This is a genomic window from Roseivirga spongicola (assembly GCF_001592965.1).
Classification (GTDB): Bacteria; Bacteroidota; Bacteroidia; order Cytophagales; family Cyclobacteriaceae; genus Roseivirga; species Roseivirga spongicola.
Genome location: NZ_LRPC01000001.1, coordinates 1,370,985 through 1,396,192, shown reverse-complemented (window position 1 = coordinate 1,396,192; position 25,208 = coordinate 1,370,985). Strand labels below are relative to the sequence as shown.

General features: G+C 41.2%; 23 protein-coding genes. 14 read left to right on the top strand and 9 right to left on the bottom strand.

Annotation, left to right across the window (positions count from 1 at the left end):
• Positions 1-226: 226 nt before the first annotated feature.
• Positions 227-1,762 (top strand): S1C family serine protease, encoded by a 1,536-nt coding sequence (locus AWW68_RS06085; protein WP_068217876.1) that lies wholly within the window; start codon positions 227-229, stop codon positions 1,760-1,762.
• Positions 1,763-1,826: 64 nt separating this feature from the next.
• Here the strand turns inward: AWW68_RS06085 and AWW68_RS06080 are convergent, their stop codons facing one another.
• Positions 1,827-2,702 (bottom strand): AraC family transcriptional regulator, encoded by an 876-nt coding sequence (locus tag AWW68_RS06080; protein WP_068217873.1) that lies wholly within the window; start codon positions 2,700-2,702, stop codon positions 1,827-1,829.
• A 224-nt stretch (positions 2,703-2,926) separates the two neighbouring features.
• Between AWW68_RS06080 and AWW68_RS06075 the strand changes: the two genes are divergently transcribed.
• Entirely contained in the window at positions 2,927-3,520 is a 594-nt protein-coding gene (locus AWW68_RS06075) for a hypothetical protein (RefSeq protein WP_068217870.1), read from the top strand.
• 51 nt (positions 3,521-3,571) lie between these two features.
• Here AWW68_RS06075 and dnaA read toward each other — a convergent pair whose 3' ends face one another.
• Positions 3,572-4,996: a chromosomal replication initiator protein DnaA gene (dnaA, locus tag AWW68_RS06070; RefSeq protein WP_068217867.1), complete on the bottom strand. Its 1,425-nt coding sequence runs from the start codon at positions 4,994-4,996 to the stop codon at positions 3,572-3,574.
• A 257-nt stretch (positions 4,997-5,253) separates the two neighbouring features.
• Between dnaA and AWW68_RS06065 the strand changes: the two genes are divergently transcribed.
• The 4 genes from AWW68_RS06065 (at position 5,254) to AWW68_RS06050 (ending at position 10,096) form a co-directional block, all read left to right on the top strand.
• Positions 5,254-6,390, top strand: coding sequence for a methylmalonyl-CoA mutase family protein (locus tag AWW68_RS06065; RefSeq protein WP_068217864.1), 1,137 nt, complete (start codon positions 5,254-5,256; stop codon positions 6,388-6,390).
• Positions 6,387-8,498 carry a methylmalonyl-CoA mutase gene (gene scpA, locus AWW68_RS06060; protein ID WP_068217861.1) on the top strand — a complete coding sequence of 704 codons (2,112 nt, stop codon included), beginning with the start codon at positions 6,387-6,389 and terminating at the stop codon, positions 8,496-8,498. Before AWW68_RS06065 ends, scpA begins: the two co-directional genes overlap by 4 nt.
• Positions 8,495-8,896, top strand: a complete 402-nt coding sequence (locus tag AWW68_RS06055) for an NUDIX hydrolase (RefSeq protein ID WP_068217858.1) — start codon at positions 8,495-8,497, stop codon at positions 8,894-8,896. The genes scpA and AWW68_RS06055 overlap by 4 nt, the downstream gene beginning before the upstream one ends.
• Before the next feature lie 72 nt (positions 8,897-8,968).
• The gene (locus AWW68_RS06050; protein WP_068217855.1) at positions 8,969-10,096 is read left to right on the top strand and encodes a hypothetical protein; all 1,128 of its coding nucleotides are present in this window, start codon (positions 8,969-8,971) and stop codon (positions 10,094-10,096) included.
• 184 nt (positions 10,097-10,280) lie between these two features.
• Here AWW68_RS06050 and AWW68_RS06045 read toward each other — a convergent pair whose 3' ends face one another.
• Genes AWW68_RS06045 through AWW68_RS06035 form a run of 3 tightly spaced genes read right to left on the bottom strand, consistent with a single transcriptional unit; the run spans position 10,281 to position 13,790 of the window.
• Positions 10,281-11,612 carry a hypothetical protein gene (locus AWW68_RS06045; RefSeq protein ID WP_068217853.1) on the bottom strand — a complete coding sequence of 444 codons (1,332 nt, stop codon included), beginning with the start codon at positions 11,610-11,612 and terminating at the stop codon, positions 10,281-10,283.
• Entirely contained in the window at positions 11,605-13,092 is a 1,488-nt protein-coding gene (locus AWW68_RS06040; RefSeq protein ID WP_068217850.1) for a cellulose synthase family protein, read from the bottom strand. The genes AWW68_RS06045 and AWW68_RS06040 overlap by 8 nt, the downstream gene beginning before the upstream one ends.
• Complete coding sequence (locus tag AWW68_RS06035; protein WP_068217847.1) at positions 13,092-13,790, bottom strand: glycosyltransferase family 2 protein; 699 nt, start codon at positions 13,788-13,790, stop codon at positions 13,092-13,094. Before AWW68_RS06035 ends, AWW68_RS06040 begins: the two co-directional genes overlap by 1 nt.
• Before the next feature lie 713 nt (positions 13,791-14,503).
• Here AWW68_RS06035 and AWW68_RS06030 point away from each other — a divergent pair.
• The 3 genes from AWW68_RS06030 (at position 14,504) to AWW68_RS06020 (ending at position 16,970) form a co-directional block, all read left to right on the top strand.
• On the top strand, positions 14,504-15,214 hold the full coding sequence (locus tag AWW68_RS06030; RefSeq protein ID WP_068217844.1) for a pirin family protein: 711 nt from the start codon (positions 14,504-14,506) through the stop codon (positions 15,212-15,214).
• 408 nt (positions 15,215-15,622) lie between these two features.
• Positions 15,623-16,114: a DinB family protein gene (locus tag AWW68_RS06025; RefSeq protein WP_068217841.1), complete on the top strand. Its 492-nt coding sequence runs from the start codon at positions 15,623-15,625 to the stop codon at positions 16,112-16,114.
• A 118-nt stretch (positions 16,115-16,232) separates the two neighbouring features.
• Complete coding sequence (locus tag AWW68_RS06020; protein ID WP_068217838.1) at positions 16,233-16,970, top strand: hypothetical protein; 738 nt, start codon at positions 16,233-16,235, stop codon at positions 16,968-16,970.
• A 113-nt stretch (positions 16,971-17,083) separates the two neighbouring features.
• On the opposite strand, the gene AWW68_RS06015 is transcribed toward AWW68_RS06020, so the two are convergent.
• Positions 17,084-18,511, bottom strand: coding sequence for a 4Fe-4S binding protein (locus AWW68_RS06015; RefSeq protein ID WP_068217835.1), 1,428 nt, complete (start codon positions 18,509-18,511; stop codon positions 17,084-17,086).
• Positions 18,512-18,521: 10 nt separating this feature from the next.
• Positions 18,522-19,856, bottom strand: a complete 1,335-nt coding sequence (locus AWW68_RS06010; RefSeq protein WP_068217832.1) for an NAD(P)/FAD-dependent oxidoreductase — start codon at positions 19,854-19,856, stop codon at positions 18,522-18,524.
• Positions 19,857-20,022: 166 nt separating this feature from the next.
• Here AWW68_RS06010 and AWW68_RS06005 point away from each other — a divergent pair, with 166 nt between their 5' ends.
• On the top strand, positions 20,023-20,736 hold the full coding sequence (locus tag AWW68_RS06005; RefSeq protein WP_157717543.1) for a head GIN domain-containing protein: 714 nt from the start codon (positions 20,023-20,025) through the stop codon (positions 20,734-20,736).
• Between the two features lie 213 nt (positions 20,737-20,949).
• Here the strand turns inward: AWW68_RS06005 and meaB are convergent, their stop codons facing one another.
• Positions 20,950-21,930: a methylmalonyl Co-A mutase-associated GTPase MeaB gene (gene meaB / locus AWW68_RS06000; protein ID WP_068217818.1), complete on the bottom strand. Its 981-nt coding sequence runs from the start codon at positions 21,928-21,930 to the stop codon at positions 20,950-20,952.
• A 99-nt stretch (positions 21,931-22,029) separates the two neighbouring features.
• Between meaB and AWW68_RS05995 the strand changes: the two genes are divergently transcribed.
• Genes AWW68_RS05995 through queG form a run of 4 tightly spaced genes read left to right on the top strand, consistent with a single transcriptional unit; the run spans position 22,030 to position 24,883 of the window.
• Positions 22,030-22,512 carry a rhodanese-like domain-containing protein gene (locus tag AWW68_RS05995; RefSeq protein ID WP_068217815.1) on the top strand — a complete coding sequence of 161 codons (483 nt, stop codon included), beginning with the start codon at positions 22,030-22,032 and terminating at the stop codon, positions 22,510-22,512.
• Positions 22,513-23,118, top strand: coding sequence for a TIGR04282 family arsenosugar biosynthesis glycosyltransferase (locus AWW68_RS05990; RefSeq protein ID WP_068217811.1), 606 nt, complete (start codon positions 22,513-22,515; stop codon positions 23,116-23,118).
• Between the two features lie 3 nt (positions 23,119-23,121).
• On the top strand, positions 23,122-23,943 hold the full coding sequence (locus AWW68_RS05985) for an MOSC domain-containing protein (RefSeq protein ID WP_068217807.1): 822 nt from the start codon (positions 23,122-23,124) through the stop codon (positions 23,941-23,943).
• A 4-nt stretch (positions 23,944-23,947) separates the two neighbouring features.
• Positions 23,948-24,883, top strand: a complete 936-nt coding sequence (gene queG / locus AWW68_RS05980; protein WP_068217804.1) for a tRNA epoxyqueuosine(34) reductase QueG — start codon at positions 23,948-23,950, stop codon at positions 24,881-24,883.
• A 37-nt stretch (positions 24,884-24,920) separates the two neighbouring features.
• Here queG and AWW68_RS05975 read toward each other — a convergent pair whose 3' ends face one another.
• Positions 24,921-25,109, bottom strand: a complete 189-nt coding sequence (locus tag AWW68_RS05975; RefSeq protein ID WP_068217802.1) for a hypothetical protein — start codon at positions 25,107-25,109, stop codon at positions 24,921-24,923.
• Between the last annotated feature and the right edge of the window lie 99 nt (positions 25,110-25,208).

The following is a 25,208-nucleotide window of genomic DNA, read 5'->3' as shown; positions in this document are numbered from 1 at the left end:
GGAGAAGAATTTTATCTTATAGTTTTATGCTGCCTTCATTTGGTCTAAAGACTTTAGCAGCCCTGCAAATTTAGACCTTTTTCAAAGTGTACCAAACCTGATTGAAAACCAGCAAACACCAACCCTTATCTGATGGTTATTCCTTTAACCTTAATTAACAGCAACCTGAAATCCTTACAGTGACGGGTGCGTATTTTTGATTGTTATGGCATAAAAAACTTACAAAATGTCAGCTTCATTGGCCTTGTATGTTTTTTGTGAATTGAAGCGAGAGAAAGGAAAAAACATTATGAAAAATAACTTCAAAATTATTCTGATTGCCTTCCTAAGTGGTTTAGGAGGAGCATTTCTGTATCAACAGATTATACAGACCAATGAAGTAACAGAAGTAATTCGTGAGGTTCCCACTTACCAACAGGTAAGTAATAACACTATGGATTACGAGCCCAGATACTCAGATAGGGCTGCACTTCCGGTAGACTTCAGAAGCGCGGCAGAAAAGAGTGTACACAGTGTGGTATATATTAAAAATCTTCAGCGCGGAAGAAGAAGCACTTCATTCATGGACTTCTTCTACGGAAGAGAGTCTACATCTAGTGAGGTAGCAGTAGGTAGTGGCTCGGGAGTCATCTATTCCGAAGACGGATACATAATTACCAACAACCATGTTATTAAAGGAGCTGATGAAATTGAGGTTCAGCATGAAAAAAGAACCTACAGAGCCGTTTTAGTTGGAACCGACCCTGATATGGACATTGCTGTTCTAAAAATTGACGCTAAAAATCTTCCTGCTGTAGACATTGCTAGAAGTAGTTCAGTAAAAGTGGGTGATTGGGTTTTAGCAGTGGGTAATCCATTCAACCTAACCTCTACTGTCACCGCAGGTATTGTAAGTGCACTAGGTGGCGATGCTAATGCAGTGCGAGAAAACTTCCCAATTGAGCAATACATTCAAACTGATGCTGCCATTAACCCAGGTAACTCTGGTGGTGCTTTAGTAGATATTAATGGAGACTTGATTGGCATCAACACTTCTATTATTTCTAGAACTGGGTCTTACGCTGGTTATGGGTTTGCAGTACCATCAGACATTGTGGTAAAGATTGTTGAGGACCTAAAAAAGTATAAGGTGGTTCAGAAAGCCTTTACTGGTGCCGAAGTGCTAGATATTGATGAAGACTTAGCAGACAGAGTAGGCACAAGAAACTTAAAAGGTGTGCTGATCGAAAATATTAGAAGAGACGGTGCTGCCGATGATGCAGGCTTAAGATCTGGAGATATTATTAGAAAAGTGGACAACAAGACTGTTGGCAGCAAATCTAGCTTTGAAGAGGTTATCTCTGCTAAGTCACCTGGAGATAAAGTTGCTGTTCAGTACGAAAGAAGCGGAAAGCTGTATGAGACTGACATGGTGCTTGAAAATGTATATGGCGACACTGAAATTCTTGGTGCAGACGCTCTATCTAAAGAAGATTTCTACTTCTCTAATTATTTGGGAGCAGAATTAAGAAGGCTTACCACCTCAGAGAAAGAAAGTTTACGAGCCAGAACGGGGGTTGTAGTTTCAAAGATTGATAAAGAAAAAGGCTTTATGAGAAGATTAGACCTTAATGAGGGGGATGTAATTCTTGCCATCAATAGAAGAGGCGCACAAGACCCTGAAGCCGTAGCCAAGTATATTCAAAACTACTATGGCAGAATCTACTTCGAGATAATCGACAACAGTGGAAATCAGAGAACATTGACTTATAGGTTTCAATAAGTCATAGCAATCAAAAAAACCCTGATCATAAATTATGGTCAGGCTTTTTTATATGGTTAAGAATCTACCCTTCGACAATTATATTCTTAAACTCCTTTCTATAGGCCGAGGGGCTTTTGCCAGTAAACTCCTTAAAGGATTTATTAAAGTGAGAGAAGTTATTAAAACCACTCTCAAAACTAACTTCAGTGATTTGTAGAGAGGTTTCGGCTAGGAGTTTTGAGGCATGAACCACCCTATATTCATTCACGAATTTGGTAAAGGTCTTTCTAGAAATCTTCTTGAAGTATCTACAGAAGGCAGGAACCGTCATGTTTACTTCTTCAGCAATTTCATCGAGTGAAATATGTTCTTTATAGTGCTTTCTCACATAACCATAAACTTCATTCATTCTGTCATTATCCTTTGCATCTACCGTCATGGCCACACCATCTGCATTGAGCACCGTATATTCTTTCGAAAGATAAAGCTCCTGAAGGATGTTAATAAGTCCCATTAGTCTACCAAACTGATCTTTATGAGCAAGATCCTCAATCTTTTTCCCTACCTCTTCTTTGGTGCCACCATGAAAAGCCAATCCCTTTTTAGAAAGCTCCAAGAGCTTTTTTATGCCATTCATTTCAGGTATTTCAAAGAATGTATCTCCTAAAAAGTCTTGCCTGAATTGAACAACCGTTTCAGAGCTATTCCCTGTAAGTCTATCAGTAAAACCGTAGTGAGGTAGGTTCGCACCCATTAACACCAAGTCACCATCATTGAAGTAAGACATGTGCCTACCAATATGACGCTTTCCTGTTCCTCCCTTCACATAGATAAGTTCAACCTCTGGATGAAAATGCCAGTTGGCCAAAGTATTCTCACAAGACTGATTATACTGCCGAACCAAAAAGCTACTCCCAAAAGCTGGGTTAATCTGTTCTAAAGATGGTTTGTTTGGCATAGACGTACTCGTTTCCTAAATAACTATACAAAATTACTCAATAGCCCTTCAAGCAATATATGCTAATTTAACTCTTTTATGTGCTAAAATCACAATACCCTGATTTCAAAACATTCATTAGGTTAATTTAGAACATAAACACACCAATCTGGCAGTAGTCTAGCCCAGCTCAGCGCTATACCTTTGTAATCGTAATTGGTTTAAAACTGAAAACAATTAGCAAAATGAAGACAATAAATAAAGTAATGTTGACAATTGTAATGGTTATGATTTCAACAATTGCCATAGCTAATGAGAGACCAACTGTTAAGGTAAAGAGTGTAGAAGCGAAAACCATAGCAGTATTGGCTACTGGTTATGGAGAGGTAAAAACAGATATCACGCTTAAAAGCGGAAACGGTAGAGTTTTCTATAGAGAAACTGTAAAAGGTGGTGAAAACTATGCTAAAAGACTAGATATGTCGGAAATGCCGAACGGTGAATACACCTTAGAAATAGAGAACAAAAATTCTTTCACGGCCATTCCAGTAAAGCTAGAGCTAAACACTGCAGTAGTTAATTCTAAAGATGAAGTCACTATTGTAAAACCAACCCTTAATGTTGTAGGAGATAAGCTCAACGTAGCTTTTGCTGACCAAAACACTGAAGAAGTTTGGGTTTCAATCTTTGACAACAACTCAAACAGGTTGGCATATGAAAAAGTATCTACCGAAAACAGGAAAAGATTCGACCTTTCTAGATTAGAAAAGGGCGACTATACAGTTCTCATGTTTACAAAAGGGAAGAAATTCATACAATCAGTATCTCTAGAGAAATAATCGAAGAGATTTTTAAAACGAAGAAGGGGCTCAAGAGCCCCTTTTTTTGTCTTAAACCATTTTCATTTTCATCTTCTTCTTGAGTTCCTCAATGGCCTGGCCAAACTTCTGGTCTATGTCCATCATGTCACTCACCGATTGCACAGCATGAATGACTGTACTGTGGTCCCTGCCTCCAAAGTGGTAACCAATAGATTTTAATGAATGATTGGTGTATTCTTTACAAAGATACATGGCCACCTGACGGGCAATTACAATTTCCTTCTTACGGGTCTTATCCTTTAGGTCTTCAACACTAATCTGGAAGTACTCTCCTACCGTTTTCTGAATGTAATCTACGCCAACTTCAGACTCAATATCATGAACAATATTCTTAAGCGTCTGCTTGGCCAACTCTAAATTAATGTCTGTCTTATTCAGTGTGGCATGTGCAATTAAGGAAATTAACACACCTTCTAGCTCACGAACATTGGTATCTACAGAATAAGCCAAATACTCAACTACATCATCCGGAATATAGATTCCGTCCGACTGCATTTTACGCATGATGATGGCCATTCTAGTTTCGAAGTCTGGCATTTGCAAGTCAGCCGTCAGTCCCCACTTAAACCTAGAAAGCAATCTGTCTTGCAATCCTTTCAAGTCTCTAGGAGCTCTGTCGGAAGACATGATGATTTGCTTGCCGTTCTGATGTAAGTGATTGAAGATATGGAAGAACATCTCCTGCGTTTTTTCCTTTCCAGAAAAGAACTGCACATCATCAATAATCAAAGTATCTACCTGCAGGTAATAATTGGTAAAACTCTGAATACTGTTGTTCTTAATAGCATCAGTGAATTGCGTGGTGAACTTTTCTGAAGAAACATATAAAACGAAGTTTCCAGAAGTAGCCTCACTTACCTTATTTCCTATGGCTTGCACCAAGTGGGTTTTTCCCAAACCAACACCACCGTATATCATCAATGGGTTAAAGGAAGTTATACCCGGCTTTTCTGCCACAGCAATACCAGCCGATCGAGCTAGCCTGTTACAGTCTCCTTCTATATAATTGTCAAAACTGTAGTTTGGGTTAAGATTGGAATATCTTGAGTTTTTATCCAAAGAAGGCATTTCGAATGGATTTACCACCTCTTGCTTACCATTGGCATTATCCCAACTATTGTTTTTATGCTGTCTCTGGTTTGGTAGAGTCACTGAGTATGCCTGATTCTGCATACTTCCACTATCCACAATAACCGAATACTCTAGTTTACCCCCAGGTCCTAATTGATTTTGTATACACTGCCTCAACAAGTGCACATAATGCTCTTCTAAGTATTCATAGAAAAACTGACTTGGAACCTGAATAGTAAGGGTTTCTTGGTTTAAACTCAATGGTCTTATAGGCTCAAACCATGTCCTAAAGCTCTGATCGCCAACCTGTCCTCGAATAAAATCGAGGCAATCATCCCATACCGAAGTTTCGCTTTTTACCATCAACAATTCAAACTTATGACCCTCATTTTCTTTTGAAGGGGAACAAAATTGAAAAAAAACAGACAGAATGGAAAGCTGATTAGAGCTTTGGGCGGAAAATAGTTTTCCCCACTAATCCACATGTTATCCACATTTCGTTTTGTTAATAACTGACACTGAGATAGTCATCGTACAATTCCTATCCACAAAATCACCCATCAGAAAATTTTAGTCCGCTAGCTTAAAAAACGTATTTTCGCACAAGTAAAGTGTGATATATGAGTAGTGGATTATTTCAAGAATTTGAAAAACAAACTGCTGAAGATTGGACGGAAAAACTTCGAGGCGACCTACGCGGACAACCAGTAGAGTCGTTATTGTGGAAAACCCAAGGAATCTCTGGCAGGCCTTTTTATACGGCAGAAAACCTTGACTTCGAACCATTTAATTACAGCCGCTTCAGTGATGAGCCCACCCTTTTTGGCGATCGCTACTGGGTCAATTATCAGCCAATTGTGGTTGAAGACGACAAAGCAGCGAACCAAAAGGCTTTGGGTGCATTAGAAAATGGCGCAACCGGAATAGTCTTTCAGCTTTCTGCAGCACCAGACTGGGGCTTACTGCTAAAAGATATCCAGCCTGCTTACTGCAGTCTGTCTTTTGTTTTGTCAGAAGCAATTCAAACAGCAGATTTCATAACTTCTTACAGTCAATACTTAAGTAAGGCCGATGTAGATATAGAGAAGGTTTCAGGCTTCATTTCAACTGCTCATTCTAGATTAGCTTCTACAGGGAAGCTCAAGTCTTTAGAGGTTGCCGTTGTTAAAGAAGAAAACACAGCCCTATCACTAGCGCTAACTTTAGCTGAACTCATTGAAAAGGTAGATCAGCTAACCAGCAATGGGGCTCAGGTAGAAGATTGTGTCAGCAACACTTTTTTTAGACAGACAATTTCAAACGATTTCTTTCTGGAAATTGCCAAACACAGAGCACTGAGAAAGCTTGCCCAATCGGTTATTTCAGCCTACGGAATTAATGAGCCATCGGTACAAATCATTAGCCAAGCTGGCCCTTGGACCGCAGAAATTGACGACCCACATAGTTTTATGCTGCATGCTACTACCCAAGCCATGTCGGCCATAATAGGAGGAACGGACGGGTTGATCGTTCAGCCATTCTATAACATCTTCCCAGAAAAGCATTCTCTGGCAGAAAGAATAGCCAGAAATATCTCTTCCATTCTGAGCGAAGAGTCTTACCTCAATAAAATGGTAGATCCTGCCGCTGGCTCTTACTATATAGAAGAGCTAACTCACACTTTATATAATGACGCACTGACTCTTCTACAAAAAATTGAAGACAATGGCGGATTGAGCAAAACGGATGTAGAACAGTTGAAAAGTGAAGCCCAATGAGACCGGATTTAAATAACATTAAGCCAACCCAAAAATCTGCTAAATCTACTGAAGTGTGGAAGTCTGCCGAAGGAATTGACATTCCTTCGAGCTTAGAAGGCATTGAATTCAAGTCCATTGAACACCTTGGCTTTGGAGCAGGGGTTCCGCCCTATTTGAGAGGGCCATATAGCTCCATGTATACCGTTAGACCTTGGACAATCCGCCAGTATGCTGGTTTTTCTACAGCTGAAGAATCAAACGCATTCTACCGAAGAAACCTCGCTGCTGGCCAGAAAGGACTTTCTGTAGCCTTCGATTTAGCCACTCATCGTGGTTACGATTCAGACCACCAAAGAGTAGTGGGCGATGTAGGAAAAGCCGGTGTAGCCATCGACTCCATTTTAGATATGGAAGTCCTTTTCGACCAAATTCCGCTAGATAAAATGTCGGTTTCCATGACCATGAATGGTGCGGTAATTCCGATTATGGCCTTTTACATTGTGGCTGCCGAAGAACAAGGCGTGAGTAAAGACAAACTTTCAGGCACCATTCAGAATGATATTCTGAAGGAGTTTATGGTGAGGAATACCTACATCTACCCTCCCCTGCCTTCTATGAGAATTATTGGAGATATTTTCGAATACACCTCCAAGAACATGCCTAAATTCAACTCTATCAGCATTTCTGGCTATCACATGCAAGAAGCTGGAGCAACTGCAGATTTAGAGTTGGCTTATACTTTGGCCGATGGTCTTGAGTATTTGAGAACAGGTATTGAGGCAGGCTTAGATGTAGACGAATTCGCTCCAAGACTTTCATTTTTCTGGGCTGTTGGCATGAATCACTTCATGGAAATAGCCAAAATGAGAGCAGGCCGATTGCTTTGGGCAAAAATTGTGAAGCAATTCAACCCAAAAAATCCTAAGTCTATGGCTTTGAGAACGCATAGCCAAACTTCTGGCTGGTCGCTAACGGAGCAAGACCCTTTCAATAACGTAGCCAGAACCTGTGTGGAAGCCTTAGCCGCAGCCATGGGCCATACGCAATCGCTACACACCAATGCTTTGGATGAAGCCATTGCTTTACCGACAGATTTCTCCGCAAGAATTGCTAGAAACACACAAATCTACTTGCAGAAGGAAACTGGAATTACAAGAGTAATTGACCCTTGGGGCGGCTCTTACCATGTTGAATATTTGACAGATCAGCTAGTGAAGAAAGCTTGGGCACTGATTGAAGAAGTAGAAGAAATGGGCGGAATGGCCAAAGCCATTGAGCAAGGTCTTCCAAAGATGAGAATTGAAGAGGCTGCCGCTAGAAAGCAAGCCAGAATTGATTCTGGAAAAGACACCATTGTGGGTGTAAACAAATATGCGGTAGATGAGAAAACCGATATTGAACTACTTGAAGTAGACAATACTGCAGTTCTAAAATCTCAAATTGCCCGCCTCGAGAAATTGAGAAAAGAACGTAATTCTGATGAGGTAGAAGCCGCACTTTCAGCCATTACCCAATGTGCGGAGACAGGTGAAGGAAACTTATTAGAGTTAGCAGTGGAGGCCGCCAGAAAAAGAGCTTCGCTTGGAGAAATCTCCATGGCCATGGAAAAAGTATTCGGCCGACATAAAGCTGTAACACAAACCATTTCGGGTGTATATTCGAGTGAAGTGAAAGAAAACGAAGACTTTATTAAGGCCAGAGACTTGGCAGATAAGTTTGCCGAATTAGACGGCAGAAGACCAAGAATCATGGTGGCCAAAATGGGGCAGGACGGGCACGATAGAGGAGCCAAAGTAATTGCTACCAGCTTTGCCGACATGGGCTTTGATGTAGACATAGGGCCACTTTTTCAAACTCCTGCCGAAGCGGCAATGCAAGCTGCTGAGAACGATGTGCATATTATAGGCGCCTCTAGTTTAGCCGCAGGCCATAAGACTTTAGTCCCACAGCTAATTGAAGAACTTAAGAAAATTGGCAGAGAAGATATTATGGTGATTGCTGGTGGAGTAATTCCTCCGAATGACTATGACTTCCTTTTTGAATCTGGGGTTTCGTTTGTTTTCGGTCCGGGAACGGTCATCGCCAAAGCAGCTCAGGAAATTCTTGAGAAACTAATTGAGGAATGAGCCGAATAATTGACAAGCTAGCCTGGATAGAAATAGTTGACGGAAAGATTTTGGTAGCTCGCTCCATTGGTAAGAATGTATTTTACATTCCTGGAGGTAAGCGAGAACCAGGAGAGAATGATGATGAAGCGCTGTTGAGGGAGATAGATGAGGAACTTTCTGTAGCGCTTCTTCCAGCTTCTTTAGAGCACTTCGGTACTTTTGAAGCGCAAGCTCATGGTCAACCTCTTGGCGTTCAAGTGCAAATGACTTGCTATTGGGCCAAGTATACAGGGACTATTCAACCGGCAGCCGAAATTGAAGAAGTAAGATGGTTCAATTATAAAGACAAACCATTGGTCTCTTTTGTAGACCGAATTATCTTTGATGAGCTTCAGAAGAAGGGGCTCTTGAGCTAAATATTGGTGCTTCCATTTTCAAGTATCACAAATAAAGGATTTCTTTGTTGCTAGCATCGGAATTTGGGTTTTATGCAGATATCAGAAGTCAAAAATAAGGATCAGGAAAAAGCATTTCTAGACGTAGCTAGGGCGCTATACAAAAACGATCCGGAGTGGGTTTGTCCACTGGATTCCGATATTGACGCAGTTTTCGATCCTTCCAAAAACACTTTCTACCAACACGGTGAAGCCACTCGCTGGATTCTTAAAAACGATCAAGGCTCAGTTATTGGCAGAATAGCCGCTTTCATCAATGAAAAGAAGGCCAATTATGGCGACAAGAGAATTGGAGGCATAGGCTTTTTTGAGTGCATTGATGATTCAGCAGCAGCCAACTTAATGTTCGATACGGCCGTTGAGTGGCTAAAAGAAAGAAAAGTAACTACTGTTGATGGCCCTATTAACTTTGGAGAGAACGATCAGTACTGGGGACTTTTGGTAGAAGGTTTTACTCAACCATCTTACGGAATGGCTTATAACCATCCTTATTACCAAAAGATGTTTGAAGACTATGGCTTTTACGTAAAGATGGAGCAAATAACCAATGAGTTTAACCTTGAAAAAGGTTTAAGCCCAAGGTTTGTAAAAATTGCAGAATACGTAATCAAACGTAGACCAAACCTGACCACAAAGCCATTCGATCCGTCTAAAATCGATCAGTTTGCTGAAGATTTTATGGACATCTATAATTCGGCATGGGCAGAGTTCGAAAACTTCACGCCTATCAAGAAGGATTACGTGATAGAGACATTCAGAAAAATTAAGCCAATTGTTGACCCTGGTGTTATTCAATTCGCTTATGTAAACGATGAGCCTGCCGCCTTCGTGATGTGTCTTCCTGATGTGAATCAAATCTTCAAGAAGTTCAACGGCAAACTCAACCTTTGGAATAAGCTTCGTTTCCTTTACCTGAAAAAAACGAATTTCATTACTCGCGTTAGAGTGGTAGTAATGGGCAGTAAGCCGAAATTCCAGAACATGGGGCTGGAGTCTGTGTTGACCTATCGTGCTTTTCAGCATACCATTAACAATACCAACGTAAAAGACATTGAACTTTCATGGGTAGGAGATTTTAACGATAAAATGCTGGCCATTCACAAAGGCTTAGGTGCCGAACCATCTAAGAAGCATATTACCTATAGGTTGGAATTAAACTAACCACTAGCGATTCCTTAGTCCCTATTGGGACAGAATATTGGTAAAATCTCCTAGCAAACTCTTTCGTTTGTGCCTTTAGGTACAAAACACCCTTTTCTTCTGTACCTAAAGGCACAGCTATGAACTGATGTAAAAACAAACTGGCTACCTACATTTAGTCTATAACGGGACGTTAACCTCTGAACTAAGACTCTCGAGAAGGCAAACTAAACAACCATTTGTTGAGCCTTACCCCAAAGATTTCGAGTAAAACAAATACAGCGAGAATACCATATTCAATCATTACTACATCAATCCGATCTTGATATTCTCCGCCCGAGTAATTGATATAGGTAAGGAAGATAAGGTATGACCAGAGAAACGGAAAACGCACGTTAGAGAATACACTGACTGCCAATAAAGGAATAGCATACCACGGGTGAACGGTAGTGGCAAACAGCAAGTACAGCAGCCAAACCCACACCATTTGCCTTGGCCAATCACCACTCTTTTTAGCGGCTAAAGAGTAGATTATGATGCTTACGAAGGTAGCCGCCATCATCCATTTCCCTGACTGTTCAATGATGTTATGGCCGAAGGCTTCGAACCCATACCACCTAGCCAAATAATAGAAGCTGCCATTAAACTCAAACTTCTGGAAGTAAAGCGACATGCTTTCCCAAATGGCCCAAGCATGAGCAGTGTTAATCATCGGTAGAAAAGTAACAGCCAACGTAGCAACTACAATCAGGCCGTAAATCAGTGTTTTTTTGAATCCAATCTTTCTGATCAACAAAGGCAGAGCAATTAATGGAATGAATTTAGTGGCTACGGAAAGCCCGAAAAATACAGCCGACCAATTCAATCTATTTCGTTCGAAATACCACACCGCCTGTAGTAAGAAGAAAATGACAATGGCTTCAAAATGCAGATTTCCAGTCAACTCTAAAATCACCAGCGGATTCAAAGCATAGATTAATCCGTACTTCTGCGGAAGTCCATAATGAGCCAGGAGCTTTTGAATCAGGCGAATGTTACCTAGTTCAAACAGCAGCAGGATGATGCGAATCACAACAGTCGACCAAAACACTGAATTAGGCGAAAACAGAGCTCCAATAAAGAAAATCACCTGATTAAGCGGTGGATAAACGCTGAAATATTCCTTAGAGTTGAGTTTGGCAAATAGCGCCTGATCAACACCTTCAATATTCTTATCTAAAAAGTAAGCCGGCAAGTGCTTATATGGATCTTCCAGCGAAGTAAGCAACCTGCCATCCCACACAAAGCGGAAAATATCGTCAGAAAGCTTAGGCACCGAGGCAATAAGCAAAACCCGAAGCAGCATGCCCCAGTAATAGGCCAGCTCTTCTTCACCATTATCTAGTTTTTTGCAGATGACAACAATGGATGCGAAGAAAAGTGTGTAGGCCGAAATGAGTTGAACCGTGGATTCCCTAGGAACAGAGTAGCCAATGTAAATGGTGAGTGCTGCGCTGAGAATGAAGGCCGTATTCAGCCAATAGTTTTGCTTAGGCATGGCGAGTGTGTTGTACCGAATAGTAGAACACAAGCAAGAAACCTAAACTCAACAAAATATGAAAGGGCAGCAGAGCAAAATCATTGAAGTAAAATGCAAGCCCTAAACCAGCAAAGAAATAGAGACTCAACAAGCCTTCAATTACTGTTAAAGGATTGATTTTTTTACTGAAGTAAATATTTCCTTTCCAGCTATCTTTCTTGTCTTTGATGTTAAACTTCGGGGTTCTGACAAAGGGGCTCTTTTTACCCATTAGCCCTTCAAAAACCGCTAGCGCATTATGGACAGATAAGCCCAAGAAAACTGAAAGTAGCATAAACATTTGCGGAGCAAACGTCTTTAAATTCTGCCAAAAACTGAGTTCATCATCTTTGAAACCATTCCAATAAAAGATGACCAAGAAGACATAGCCCATCAAAAACATCATGGAAATGTCCATGAGCAATTCCCAGCTATCCGACTGATTTCTAATAAATAAAACGGGGACGCTTAACAGAGCGGTGATAACGATACAGATAAAAACGGCCGAATTGAGCAAGTGGAAAGTAGCATGAAATTTAGTACCCAAAGGCAGCGGTGCCTTCAACACTTTTGGCAAGAGCTTTCTACTGGTTTCTGCAGCTCCTTTTGTCCAGCGATATTGCTGTGATTTGATGGCGCCCATAGCCGCAGGCAATTCTGCAGGTGCCACAATTTCTGGGGTGTAAAAGATTTTCCAGCCATTGAGCTGAGCACGGTAGCTTAAATCAAGGTCTTCGGTTAGTGTATCAGCTTTCCATCCGCCAGCATCTGCGATGCAGGTTCTTCTCCAAATACCTGCAGTACCATTAAAGTTGAGAAAGTGACCTCCTTGTGCTCTACCATTTTGCTCCACTCTAAAGTGTGTATTCAAACCAAAAGCCTGAAGCTTAGTGAGCATTGAATACTTTTCGTTGATGTGGCCCCAACGGGTCTGAACCACTCCAATTTTTTCATCACTATCGAAGTGTGGGACGCTGCCTTTCAAGAAATCTGGCTGAGGCACAAAGTCAGCATCAAAAATAGCTAAGAACTCCCCTTTGGCAATGCTTGTTCCGTACTGAAGCGCACCTGCCTTAAAGCCTTTTCTATCTTCCCTTCTTATGTGTTGAATATCTAGTCCTTTGGTTTTCCACTCATTTACTTTAGCCGCAACGAGCTCAACAGTTTCATCATTAGAGTCATCAAGTACCTGAATTTCGAGTTTATCTTCTGGCCACTCGAGTTTGGCCACCGCATCGATTAATCGTTCAACTACATACAGTTCGTTATAAATGGGCAACTGAACCGTAACAATAGGACATCTATAATCTTCTGTAACCTTGGCAGGTTGTTTAATTAAGCCCTTTCTAGATGCTTTTCGGTACTGATACACCAAAGAAAGTTGCGAAATACTGTAAAGAAAAATGAACAGTAGCGCACCTGTGTAGCAAGTAAGAATTAGTAGTTCTAGCCAGTACATTATAGATACTTAAAAATGGTGTATAAAATTTTATATCCGGCCATAACCGTGCCCTTCACTGTTCCAGACACTTTGCTAACCCCAATTCTTCGCTTATAGTTTACAGCTACTTCGGTACACTTGAGTTTATGCTTGGCAGCCTTAAGCTGCATCTCTACAGTCCAGCCGTAATCTCGATCTACCATCCCGATCTCCATCAGCTTGTCATACTTGATAGCTCGAAAAGGCCCTAAGTCTGTAAACTTGACACCGTAAAACCATTTAAGCAAAGTAGTAGCCAGCCAGTTACCGAATACTTGGGGAACAGTCATGGAGCCTGATTCTCTCCTGCCTAAAGCTCTGGAACCAATTACTAAGTCGAAATCTCTTTCAATAATGGGACTCACCACCTCTGGCAACTGTTGTGGATAGTCAGAATAATCGCCATCTAAAAACACCACAATATCCGTAGTAGGACGCTCTTTGGTTATGTATTCTATTCCTTTGAGACAAGCATTACCATAACCAGGAATCATTTCGGTGAGCACTGTTGCCCCTGCTTGTTGAGCAACCTCCACTGTATTATCTGTTGAAGCATTGTTCACCACAATCACCTCTTCCACCCATTCTGAAGGAATATCCTTCACAACATGAGCTACCGACCTTTCTTCATTGAAAGCCGGAATTATTACTCTGATTTCTGGTTTCTCTCTCTTCAAAACAAAGCGCAAAGCTAAAAAATATAGTCTTGTAGAAAGCTAAAGAGTTGAAGCTAAGTTCCATCTTTAAATGATTGCTTGATTTGATGTCGGCTGAAAAACATTTCGTCAAATCGGATTGCAGTGAGTTCTACCCTTTTCCGCTCCCCTCCCAAAACCTCGGTAGAGAGGGGCGACAATTGCTGTAAGAATCAGACAAAATTGCTCTTTCCTGCACTTGGTACTGTCTTCCTCCTACGGGGGAAGAGACGAGATGGGGGCTTTCAAGTAGATTTCAGACATTTAGATGATTTACAAAAGAACAGTCTTAAGCCCCCTATAAGAGCCAATTCTCCCAACCTCTTCCGGTGCCCCGAGACTTCGGGGCGGAACGCCAAGGAGGAGTATCCGTGCAAACATCGTTTGGCAGAGTTTCATAGATGTGCCACTTGCTAGGAAGTTACTCTTTAAAGGGGATGTGACCGGAGTCCGGAGGATTCAAAAACCCAAGGCGTCATTCCGGAATTTTTCTTCTCAACTTGATTTGTGAGAAGAAAAATATCCGGAATCTTATTAATTGAAGAATTTAGATACCGGATAAAATTGTCCCTTTCTTAAATTAGGGACAATTTTTCCGGCATGACGTTACTAATTCTATTCTACCAATTGAACCGAATTTCAAGCTAATGAGTTTAATACATGTACATACATAGAAATAAAAGAAAGGATTCAAAATGAAAACTGTAGTACATAAATCTGATAGTCGCGGTTATGCCAACCACGGATGGCTGAAAAGCCGTCACACCTTTAGTTTTGCTAACTATCATAACCCTGAGCGCGTTCACTTTGGCGCATTAAGGGTATTAAATGATGATGAGGTGGCCGAAGGAATGGGCTTTGGCACTCACCCACATGAGAACATGGAAATTGTGTCTATTCCGCTACAAGGAGATTTAGAGCACAAAGACAGCACGGGAAGACATAAAGTGATTCGTCAAGGCGATGTACAAATCATGTCGGCAGGTTCTGGAATTAGCCACTCGGAGTACAATCATAACAAAGACGAAGAGGTGCACTTTCTCCAAATTTGGGTTTTCCCGAAAGAGAAGAATATTGAGCCGAGATATGAGCAAAAAACTTACGAAGTAGAAGACCGAATGAACAAGTTTCAGACGGTAGTATCTCCAGAAGGGGGCGATGCTTTGTGGATCAATCAAGATGCTTTTTTCAGTCTGGCCAATCTAGATGCTGGAACCAAACTGAACTATGATGTTAAAAAGCCAGGGAACGGAGTCTATTTCTTTGTACTCAATGGCGATATGGAAGTGGCTGGTGAAGCCCTAACCACTCGCGATGCGGTAGGTATTTCTGAAACAGACAGCTTTGAAGTGAAAGCCAAGTCTTATGCTGAAGTACTGGCTATTGAGGTACCAATGGAGTTTTGACCCCACTGTCTTTAGAATAGTAAGGTCGTCAGTCTTTTAAGGGCTGACGGCCTTTTATTGCCCCAATCTTTGACAAACTTTTATTAAGAGTGTTAGAATAAGCTTTCCTCTTTGTTGCTGTCTCGAACTTAAGTTTGTCAAAGGTAATCTGTGAAATGGTATGGAGACTTGAGTTTACATAGCCATTTTTTAGGTTAACAGTTTACTTTTCCGTCTGACCTATTCGGTGCTGACGGAAAGCCTCATCAGTACCGAATAGGTCAGATGGGAGGCCTAGCAACATACTGTCAAATCACAACAATCCCTTATAGTTTCTATGGAGGTAGTCTCGTACAACTTGATATTGAATTACCTTTTTTAAGAGGAAATGACCGCAGAACAGAGGGGTATTTTAACTATCATTGCAGCATGAGAACTGACTATAACCTTCGTGAAATTACTCTTCAAACTTTTGAGGAATTTTTAATGGTCGATGATAAAGATGCTGCGGTAAAACCTGCCCAAGATAAATGGTCAGCCAAGGAGATTTTAGGTCACCTGATTGACTCTGCCTCAAACAATCATGGCCGCTTTGTCCGTGCTCAGTTCTCAGACGACTTAATCGTAACTCCATACGCTCAAAATGACTGGGTTGAAGCTGCTGATTATCAGAATATGGATTGGCAAGACCTACTCATCACTTGGAGGCAAATGAATATTCTAGTTTCTAACATCATGTACAATACAACTCCTGAAGTTAGGGATAAGCAACGTACGGAGCATAACCTCCACAAAACAGCTATGGAGCCTATTGCCGAGGGAGCACCTACCACTTTAGGCCATTTTATGGAAGATTATGTATTTCACCTGAAGCATCATTTGGGGCAGATTAGAGAGGTTTTGAATACCGAAGAAGCATAAGGACACCTTCATCAATCTTTTTTAAGCCTGAGTAGCGACAAAATTATTTTTTTACTTAAGCCAAAGAGAACACTTAATCTGGCATTGACTTTGCCTTCGATGAGCAAACGTCAAAAACATGAAAAAACAACTTTTCTACGCCTCACTATTCTTTACTCTTCTAAGCTCTTGTGTCTCCCCATTGCCTATTAGCCGGTTAAGTTCTGAAGAACCTCAAGGGAAATGGGTGGCTGGTCGTAAATACGTAACTCAAACGCAAGGCGATTATAGCATGACCTTAAGTTTCTACAAAAGCGATGGAGATTTACTCCTTTTTGATGCGCTTTTCGAAAACCTAGATGGTAACGAAGTAGAGTTCTCCCCAATGCAGGCAAGAATTATTGCACTGAATTCAGAGAAATCGGTTATTTCAACGCTCTACCCTCTCGATCCAGAATCTAAGCTTTTAGAGTTCGATAAAAGTGAGTCTCGCGAAAGAGCCAGGCTAGCAAATCAGTCTATTTCAAACGCAGTGGCGACTACCTCAGACTTGGTTGCTACTGTTATTGAAGAAAGTGACCCCAATATTTCTCGACAGCAAGCCGATGCTAACTACAATCAACGAGAGTGGGACAGACAAAATAGGCTAGCTGATATGGACAGGCAAGAAGCTTATTTGGAGAGCATCAAAAACACAAGGCTATATTGGGAGGAAGCCCCGATAAGAAGAACCACTGTAGGCTCTAATGAATACATTGAAGGCCGAATGTTCTTTGAGCGGACTGAAGAAGCCTCTTTCTATACTATAACCTTCGATATTCCGAACGTTGGAAAATTTGAGTTCAACTATAAGCACGAGCTGATTACCCCTTATTAAGGTCTAACCTAAAGGTTAGTCATCAACAAGAGCTGTATTTATTGATGGCATATCAACGAATACAGCTCTTTTCCTTAATTTTCACCTAGAGTAGTTAGAATAGGAAGACTCTCTTATTTCGCTACTTCAATGCTTTCATTGCCCACTATAATAGCTGGAGCTTCAGTTCTGTTCTCATCAGGGCCATTTTCCAGCTTCAATACGCCTCTTGGACATACGGCTGAGCAGATGCCACAACCCACACAAGAAGCACGAACTATATTCTGACCTCTCTGAGCATACCAGCGTACATCAATACCTTGCTCGCAATAGGTTGAACAGTTTCCGCAAGAGATGCATTGCCCTCCATTGGTAGTAATTCGAAATTTCGACTTGAACCGCTGAATAATACCCATGTAGCCAGCCATTGGGCAACCAAACCTACACCATACTCTAGAACCTAACATTGGGTAGAAGCCAACACCAATTACTCCCGAAAAAGTAGCACCAATGAGAAATCCGTAAGGCTTCTGAAAATTGTTATAAATGTTTAATCCAAAGACTTCACCTGTATTCCAGAAATAGCCATAAATAGTAGCGGCTGTCATCACAAAAACAAAAATCATAACACTGTGAATTAACCACCTTTCCAATTTCCAGGCACTGAGCTTTTTAGAGGACAAATGCCGGAAAGGATCACCCGCAGTTTCGGCCAAGCCTCCACAACCGCAAACCCAAGAACAGTACCAACGCTTACCCAAATAATAGGTAAGAATTGGCGTGAAGACCAAAAACATAGCAATGCCTATAATCAGATATAAAATACCTACAGGTTGATAGGCCTCTTCTTGCATGGCATCTAAGTGCCAGTCATAAAAGTAGTCATAGTCTAAGGGCCAAGTGTTTTTGATGTCTGTATCGTAATAGCCAAGGTATTCACCTTGGGCATTAGTAGCATCATTGTAATTAAGCCCGGCCAATATTTCTGGAATTAGGTAAGCCAAAAATAGTTGTGCGGCAATAACCACTAAGGTTCTCTTGATCTGATAACTATTGCCTCTGTATTTAAGTAAAAATTTTATTCCCAGAGACAGAATAGCTAATGTGTACAGGGTTCCATACATAAACCATTGAGAAGCAGGTTTGCCTTTGAAAAATTGACTCAGCGGATCGAATAGAGCAACAAACCCTTCATTAGCGCCACTCTCTTTATATCCCAAATATTCAGGAAACCAATATAAAAGCACATAGAAAGCGGTAAGAATTACACCTACTGTCCAGCCAATTACTCCTCTGCTGGTCAAGCTTTTAAACATCACCCCATTGTTCTTGATACCTTCCGGCTCGTTCTTATAGAGCCTCCAAGAGTAAATAGTAGTTCCTATAATAATTCCGCCTAGCGCCACGGCTAAACCAAGCGCTTTTGGAATAGGCACATTGCCCCATGCTAGAAAAAAGGTAAGTAATCCTAGCCCTGCTAAAGCTAATCCTGCCTTCTGAATGGCATCTGTTTTATCAGGATGTGGATTGGATATTGATAAACTTGGGTCTGCTTGAGACATATTATTTGCTTTATGAGACAAAATCTAAAATTCGTTGCCAGCTCTTTTTCTTCAGCTTTAGCTGCGTTCCGTTTTCGGAATTAAACTGATGGATAATTTCTTGCTCGTGCTGTTTATAAAACTCTGGGTTGAAGTTGGCATCACGCAGGTGTTCTAGCACATACTCAACAGACCTCTCTTCTTTGAACCACTTATCTAAGGCATGGTGTCTGAGTCGGAAGCCAAAGTTATTCACCCCAGTAAGCTTGCCTGAGTCTGACTTCCAGCGAAGCCTTAGGCATATTTTACCCGACTCATGTTCCCAATAAAAATCAGATTCATCGTCTTTCTTTTCAGGCCAAACCCAACCATATGTTTGGTATTCAATATCAAAGAACTTAGCAGAATTGAACCAGTTTCCAGGTTTATATGCAGTTTGTTTACCAGCCAATGTTCGGCCTAAAACTTCTCCCATCATTCGTCCTGTATACCAGACCTGCTCTATTGGTTTTCGTTCACCATTCGGTTCACGGAACTCAGCACAATCTCCAGCGGCATATACATTTTCTATATTGGTTCGAAGAAATTCATCGACCAAAACTCCTCGGTTCAGCTCTATTTCTGAATTCTTGATAAAACCTACATTTGGAGAAACGCCAGCGGTTAAGCCTACAAACTGACAGACTATAGTCTCACCACTTTTAGTTTTCACCGCCTTAACTCTCCCTTGTTCATCGGCTACAATTTCATCTAGCTCTGTGCTTAACCTTAAATCTACATGGTGCTCCAATGCATGCCGGTTAATCATTTCTGATTCTTCCTTAGGCAACACATTACTCCAGAAACTTCTTTCACGAACCAAAAACGTAACCGGGATATTTCGCGACAGCAGCATTTCAGCCATTTCAATGCCTATAAGTCCACCACCAACTATCACCGCTCGTTTGATGTCTTTGGTATTGGCTTCCATCAGCTCCAAATCCTGATAGCTATATAGCCCCTGAACACCTTTAGAGTCTTGACCAGGCCAGCCAAACTTATTGGGCTTAGAACCTGTTGCAATCACTAGCTTATCGTAGTTCAAAGATGAACCATCCTGAAATTGTAGCTCATTTTTAGCGGTATCAACCGCAGAAACATAGGCTCTTTTCAGTTCGATTCTGTTTTTCTCCCAAAACCAGTCTTCATAAGGCTTGGTATGCTCATATTTCATGTGCCCCATGTAAATGTACATTAGGGCTGTTCTGGAGAAGAAATGGTCGGTTTCGGCAGAAATCACGGTTATCCGATCGTCACTCAGTTTTCTGAGGTGCCTGGCAGTGGTTATGCCTGCAATTCCATTTCCGATTATCACTACGTGTTGCATACAGAGGTTATTACACTAAATAAATCGAAACAGGTTTTGTTTCATTGTCACTTCAATGACCTGTTCTTTAAAATGATTCCAATTGCGTTAACTCTTGAAGAATTTATCGGCTACGATGCAACCTTCGGGAGCAACTCCTATCTTTAGTTCAGAATTTAAGTTTAAAATGATGAAAAAATTAATGGAAAGACGTTTGATGGGCATATTAATGATTGCAGGTCTATTGACTTTCGGTCAGCTTGCTTTCAGCCAAAGTAGAGAGAAACGTGATGTAAGCAACTTCAGCGCACTTTCTGTAAGCAGTGCCTTTAAGGTAGAAATTAGTGTTGGAAGCACTGAATCTTTAGAAATAGAGGCTGAAGACAGATATATGGATGACATTATTACTGAAGTAAGAGGTGGCACTTTGGTGATCAGAATTAGAGACTCTCGCGATACCAAAAGAATGAGAGACAGCCCAAAGGCCTACTTGACTGTTAAATCTTTAGACAGAATAAATGCTAGTGGCGCTGTGGTCCTAAATACCAGAGATGCCCTTAAGGGAAAAAAATTAGATCTAGAAATATCTGGCGCTACGGTAATAAACTTAGAAATGGAAGTTGAAGAGCTTTATCTCGAATCTTCTGGTGCGTGCGTAATCAGCTTAGAGGGTGTTGCTAAGGAGCAGGTAGTAAAAACATCTGGTGCTACTACATACCGAGCTTACGATTTAGAGTCTGTTAATGCAGACATTAGAGTAAGTGGTGCAGGATCTGCTAACGTATATGTAACCGGAAAACTAGATGTACACGCCAGTGGCGCTTCAAGCATCAGGTATAGAGGTGGAGCTTCAGTAAATGCAGACACATCTGGAGCTTCTAGTGTTAGAAAAGGAGAATAAAGGTTTTGGGGCAAGACCCAAACCTTAAATATCGATTAAACCCCGGCCGAATTGGTTGGGGTTTATTTTTGTCCCTTAGTCAGGATATCCAGACCAATGTCAAGCTTAAAATTTAGGCGAACATATGACCTTCCCACCTGACTTTCGATACTGATGGGTTTCCGTCAGTACCGAAAGTCAGACGGAAACTAAGGCTGAAAAGCCAAGAGCAAGTCAAAAAACATTTAACACATCATGTGCAGCGTTCAAAGCTGGGGTTTTGCCAGACTGAACTTCTTGAAGCTTTTCTTGATAGCGCTGCTGAACTTCAGGCTTTTTGAAGAAAGATATTTTCAACAACTCATTCAAGTTTTCTTTGAACCAGCTCACTTGCTGATTAGCTCTATTTTTATCGAAAAAGCCATTCCCTACCACTTGAGTCTGAAACTTCGTGAGCATTTCAAAAACTTCTTCCAAACCAGATTTATCTAATGCCGAACAAGTTTTCACTTGAGGGATCCAACCGCTAGGATTTGCAGGAAAAAGATGCAGTGCGTTCTGATATTCAGCTTTAGCCCGTTTCGCTTGCTTCAGATTATCTCCATCGGCTTTATTGATAACTACAGAATCGGCCATTTCCATAATGCCCTTTTTTATGCCCTGAAGCTCATCTCCTGCACCTGCCAACATCAGCAGCAAGAAGAAATCTACCATGCCATGCACGTGGGTTTCCGATTGCCCTACTCCCACCGTTTCAATAATAATAAAGTCGAAACCCGCAGCTTCGCAAAGCAGCATCACTTCTCTAGTTTTTCCGCTTACACCTCCTAAAGTAGAACCAGATGCAGAAGGCCGAATAAAGGCATTTGGATTTCGCGCCAGCTCTTCCATTCGCGTCTTATCACCCAAAATACTTCCCTTGGTTCGCTGAGAACTAGGGTCTATGGTAAGCACAGCCAATTTCTTTCCCTTTTCCGTCAAAAGCGTTCCGAAAGACTCTATAAAGGTACTCTTTCCAACGCCTGGCACACCTGTAATTCCTAGACGGAATGACTTACCTGTATCTGGCAAAATGGCCTGAAGTAAGTCTTCGGCCTGCCTCTGATCCTCTTCTCTATTACTTTCAATCAGCGTAATAGCACGACTCAAAATCACTCTATTTCCTGAGCGGATACCTTCTACCAATTCTTCTGTGCTGAGCTTCCTTCTTTTCATATTGCTGTTGCTCGAAAATAGTGATTTATTCACCAGCTATCGAAATTTCACCACTCTTGTCTATTATGTTCTAATCCGCACTTTGGCTACTTTGCGTATGTGTCTAAAAAAAGAGTGTTTTTGATAGCTACTGGTCTCACCCTTCTGTTTATAGCCTTTGGAGTATATGTCTTCCGTAATGGAGTTTATAGCTTTTGGGATTCAGATGTAAAACGCATCGACACCCAAGAAGCACAGCAAATGCTTCAGAAAAAAAGCTATGTGTTAATTGATGCTAGAGCTCAAGATGAGTTTGCTGTTAGCCACCTGAAAGGCTCAATGCTTTATGAAGAAAGCTTGGTTGATAAGCTCAATAAAAATGAACCTATTTTAATTTACTGCACTATTGGTGTAAGAAGTAATAGGATAGCCAAGCAACTGAGCGATATGGGATTTGAGGTCTATGATATGCAAGAAGGCATTCTAGGATGGGCCAACAATGAGCTGCCCGTAATAGACTCTGCAGGCAATACTACTAAGAACATTCACACCTATAACAAAAGCTTTGCCCCCTTGTTGAAAAAGGGCACTGCTGTTTACTAAATGAAAAAGAAGTTACTCTTCATATTCGTAAAAAATCCGAAGCTAGGAAGAGCCAAAACACGATTGGCTGCAACTGTTGGAGAAGAGTCTGCTTTAGCGATATACAAGCGTTTATTAGAAAAGACGAGAGATGCCACGGAACCGCTGCCTTTTGACAAAGTAGTTTATTACGATCAGTTTGTAGATAGGGAAGACTTATGGCCCAATAAGGGCTTCGAGAAGAATGTTCAGGTAGAAGGTCATCTGGGTGAAAAAATGGAAGATGCTTTTAACCGTGCTTTTGAAGAAGGCTATCAGCAAGTCTGCATCATTGGTAGCGATTGCTACGATCTGACCACAGAAATTATCATGACAGCCTTCCATACTCTAGATAAAACAGATGCTGTTATTGGACCATCTGAAGATGGTGGTTATTACTTGCTCGGGCTTTCCCAACCATGTACAGAAGCTTTTCATAACAAAGAATGGAGTACCGAATCTGTTTGTTCAGAAACTGAGAAGGATTTTGAGAGACTCGGCATGAGTTATGAAAAGATAGTTACACTCAACGACATAGACACCGAAGCAGACCTTGGTGAGTGGGCCGATGATTTAATATTATCTTAGCGCATGGTTACAATAAAAAGCTTACACATTTACCCCATTAAGTCATTAGGGGGTATTGAACTTGTTCAGTCGAAAGTTGAAAGAAGAGGCCTTCAGTATGACAGAAGGTGGATGCTTGTTGACGAGAATGGTCGATTTGTAAGCCAAAGAGAAAACTCGAAACTCGCACTCCTTCAACCTTCCATTAAGGACAATCTAATTTTTATTGAAGACAGAAGCGGCACCTTAAGCACCTTGGGTTTTGAGATGTCTGAACCCAGTTCCTCTCCCATGAAAGTAACCATTTGGGACGATGAGTGCGAAGCAAAACCTTTGGATATGAAAGTGAACCAATGGTTTTCGGAGTTTCTTGGCAAAACCGTTCAACTGGTTTACATGCATGACGATAGCCAGCGCATTGCAGATCAGCGATACGCTCCAGCTAAGGATGATGTAGTCAGTTTTGCAGACGGATATCCAATTTTGGCTATTAGCCAAGAGTCTCTAGACTTGTTGAATAGTAAGCTAGAAAAGGAAGTTCCTATGAATCGTTTTCGGCCAAATCTAGTACTGCAAGGTCTTGAAGCACATGAAGAAGATGCTTTAGCTCAAATTGAGATTGGTGCGCTAAAGTTATTCGGTGTAAAACCATGCGCCCGCTGCGTAATGACAACCATAAACCAGCAAACAGCAGAAAAAGGAGCTGAACCGCTTAAAACTCTAGCTAGCTATAGAAAAACTGGAAACAAGATACTTTTCGGTGAGAACTTTATACCAGAAACTGATGGCTGGCTAAAAGTGGGAGACGACATTAATATTAGAAAACGGAAAAAGGCGCTAGTTTAGCCCCATGAATCCATCGGTTTCTAAAAACACCCAGTTGCTAAAGCAAATGGCCAAAAACCATGGCTTCGATTTTTGTGGTATTTCCAAAGCAGAATTCCTAGAAGATGAAGCTCCTCGCCTAGAAAGCTGGCTAAAAAAAGGTGCTCATGGAAAAATGAGCTATATGGAAAACCACTTCGACAAACGCCTAGACCCTACCAAACTAGTACCAGGAGCAAAATCTGTGATTTCACTTCTGTACAATTACTATCCTGAAACCGACCTAGCCAAAACGTACCCAAATCAGAGCAAAATAGCCAAATATGCCTACGGCAAAGACTACCACTTTGTAATAAAAGACAAACTCAAAACGCTGCTTTTAGACTTACAGAAAGAAATAGGTGAGATTGAGGGGAGAGCTTTTGTGGACTCTGCACCCGTAATGGAAAGACAATGGGCCGAGAAATCCGGATTGGGGTGGACGGGCAAAAACACACTACTTATAACCAAAAATCAGGGCAGCTTCTTCTTTTTGGCCGAGCTTATTATTGATTTAGAATTAGAGGCCGATGGCCCTATAAAAGATTATTGTGGAACATGCACACGTTGCGTAGATGCTTGCCCAACTGATGCCATAACACCTTATGAGGTAGATGCTAGTAAGTGCATTTCTTACCTCACCATAGAATTAAAAGAAGGAATACCTGAGGAGTTTAAAGGAAAGATGGAAAACTGGGCTTTTGGTTGCGACATTTGCCAAGATGTTTGCCCTTGGAATCGGTTCTCAAAACCGCATCAAGAAGAGGCTTTTTTACCGCCCAAAGAACTTTTAGAGCTCCTTAACAATAATTGGCAAGATTTAACAGAAGAGGTTTTTGGCAAAGCATTTCGTAAATCGGCAGTAAAAAGAACCAAGCTTAAAGGCCTAGAACGCAACCTAGAATTCCTCAAAAACATTTAAGCCCATCGGTTAGGATGGGCTGGGTCTTTTTTAAAAATTATTGTGCTAATACGAACTGTTTTTCGATTATTGGGCCGTATACATGCCCAAACTTGGCATTACACCAGTTTTTCAGCTCTTGTAACTCATCTTTAATGAGTGACTTAATCGCTTTTCTCAACTCTTTTTCGAAAAGGCGGCCATCAAAGCTTACCTTGGCGAGAATAGTCTTGAAATACTCCAGCATGTTAAGAACGTTTTAGGGTTATGAATCTACTTTTTGTTTAGGTCGTACCTACCCATACGTAGGATAAATAATTCAGGTTATATGCTTTCAAAAATGAGT

Excerpts from the sequence above, each read along its gene's own strand:
- AWW68_RS06085 (WP_068217876.1), top strand. The coding sequence starts at position 227 with ATGTCAGCTTCATTGGCCTTGTATGTTTTTTGTGAATTGAAGCGAGAG.
- AWW68_RS06080 (WP_068217873.1), bottom strand. The coding sequence starts at position 2,702 with ATGCCAAACAAACCATCTTTAGAACAGATTAACCCAGCTTTTGGGAGT.
- AWW68_RS06075 (WP_068217870.1), top strand. The coding sequence starts at position 2,927 with ATGAAGACAATAAATAAAGTAATGTTGACAATTGTAATGGTTATGATT.
- dnaA (WP_068217867.1), bottom strand. The coding sequence starts at position 4,996 with ATGGTAAAAAGCGAAACTTCGGTATGGGATGATTGCCTCGATTTTATT.
- AWW68_RS06065 (WP_068217864.1), top strand. The coding sequence starts at position 5,254 with ATGAGTAGTGGATTATTTCAAGAATTTGAAAAACAAACTGCTGAAGAT.
- scpA (WP_068217861.1), top strand. The coding sequence starts at position 6,387 with ATGAGACCGGATTTAAATAACATTAAGCCAACCCAAAAATCTGCTAAA.
- AWW68_RS06055 (WP_068217858.1), top strand. The coding sequence starts at position 8,495 with ATGAGCCGAATAATTGACAAGCTAGCCTGGATAGAAATAGTTGACGGA.
- AWW68_RS06050 (WP_068217855.1), top strand. The coding sequence starts at position 8,969 with ATGCAGATATCAGAAGTCAAAAATAAGGATCAGGAAAAAGCATTTCTA.
- AWW68_RS06045 (WP_068217853.1), bottom strand. The coding sequence starts at position 11,612 with ATGCCTAAGCAAAACTATTGGCTGAATACGGCCTTCATTCTCAGCGCA.
- AWW68_RS06040 (WP_068217850.1), bottom strand. The coding sequence starts at position 13,092 with ATGTACTGGCTAGAACTACTAATTCTTACTTGCTACACAGGTGCGCTA.
- AWW68_RS06030 (WP_068217844.1), top strand. The coding sequence starts at position 14,504 with ATGAAAACTGTAGTACATAAATCTGATAGTCGCGGTTATGCCAACCAC.
- AWW68_RS06025 (WP_068217841.1), top strand. The coding sequence starts at position 15,623 with ATGAGAACTGACTATAACCTTCGTGAAATTACTCTTCAAACTTTTGAG.
- AWW68_RS06020 (WP_068217838.1), top strand. The coding sequence starts at position 16,233 with ATGAAAAAACAACTTTTCTACGCCTCACTATTCTTTACTCTTCTAAGC.
- AWW68_RS06015 (WP_068217835.1), bottom strand. The coding sequence starts at position 18,511 with ATGTCTCAAGCAGACCCAAGTTTATCAATATCCAATCCACATCCTGAT.
- AWW68_RS06010 (WP_068217832.1), bottom strand. The coding sequence starts at position 19,856 with ATGCAACACGTAGTGATAATCGGAAATGGAATTGCAGGCATAACCACT.
- AWW68_RS06005 (WP_157717543.1), top strand. The coding sequence starts at position 20,023 with ATGATGAAAAAATTAATGGAAAGACGTTTGATGGGCATATTAATGATT.
- meaB (WP_068217818.1), bottom strand. The coding sequence starts at position 21,930 with ATGAAAAGAAGGAAGCTCAGCACAGAAGAATTGGTAGAAGGTATCCGC.
- AWW68_RS05990 (WP_068217811.1), top strand. The coding sequence starts at position 22,513 with ATGAAAAAGAAGTTACTCTTCATATTCGTAAAAAATCCGAAGCTAGGA.
- AWW68_RS05985 (WP_068217807.1), top strand. The coding sequence starts at position 23,122 with ATGGTTACAATAAAAAGCTTACACATTTACCCCATTAAGTCATTAGGG.
- queG (WP_068217804.1), top strand. The coding sequence starts at position 23,948 with ATGAATCCATCGGTTTCTAAAAACACCCAGTTGCTAAAGCAAATGGCC.
- AWW68_RS05975 (WP_068217802.1), bottom strand. The coding sequence starts at position 25,109 with ATGCTGGAGTATTTCAAGACTATTCTCGCCAAGGTAAGCTTTGATGGC.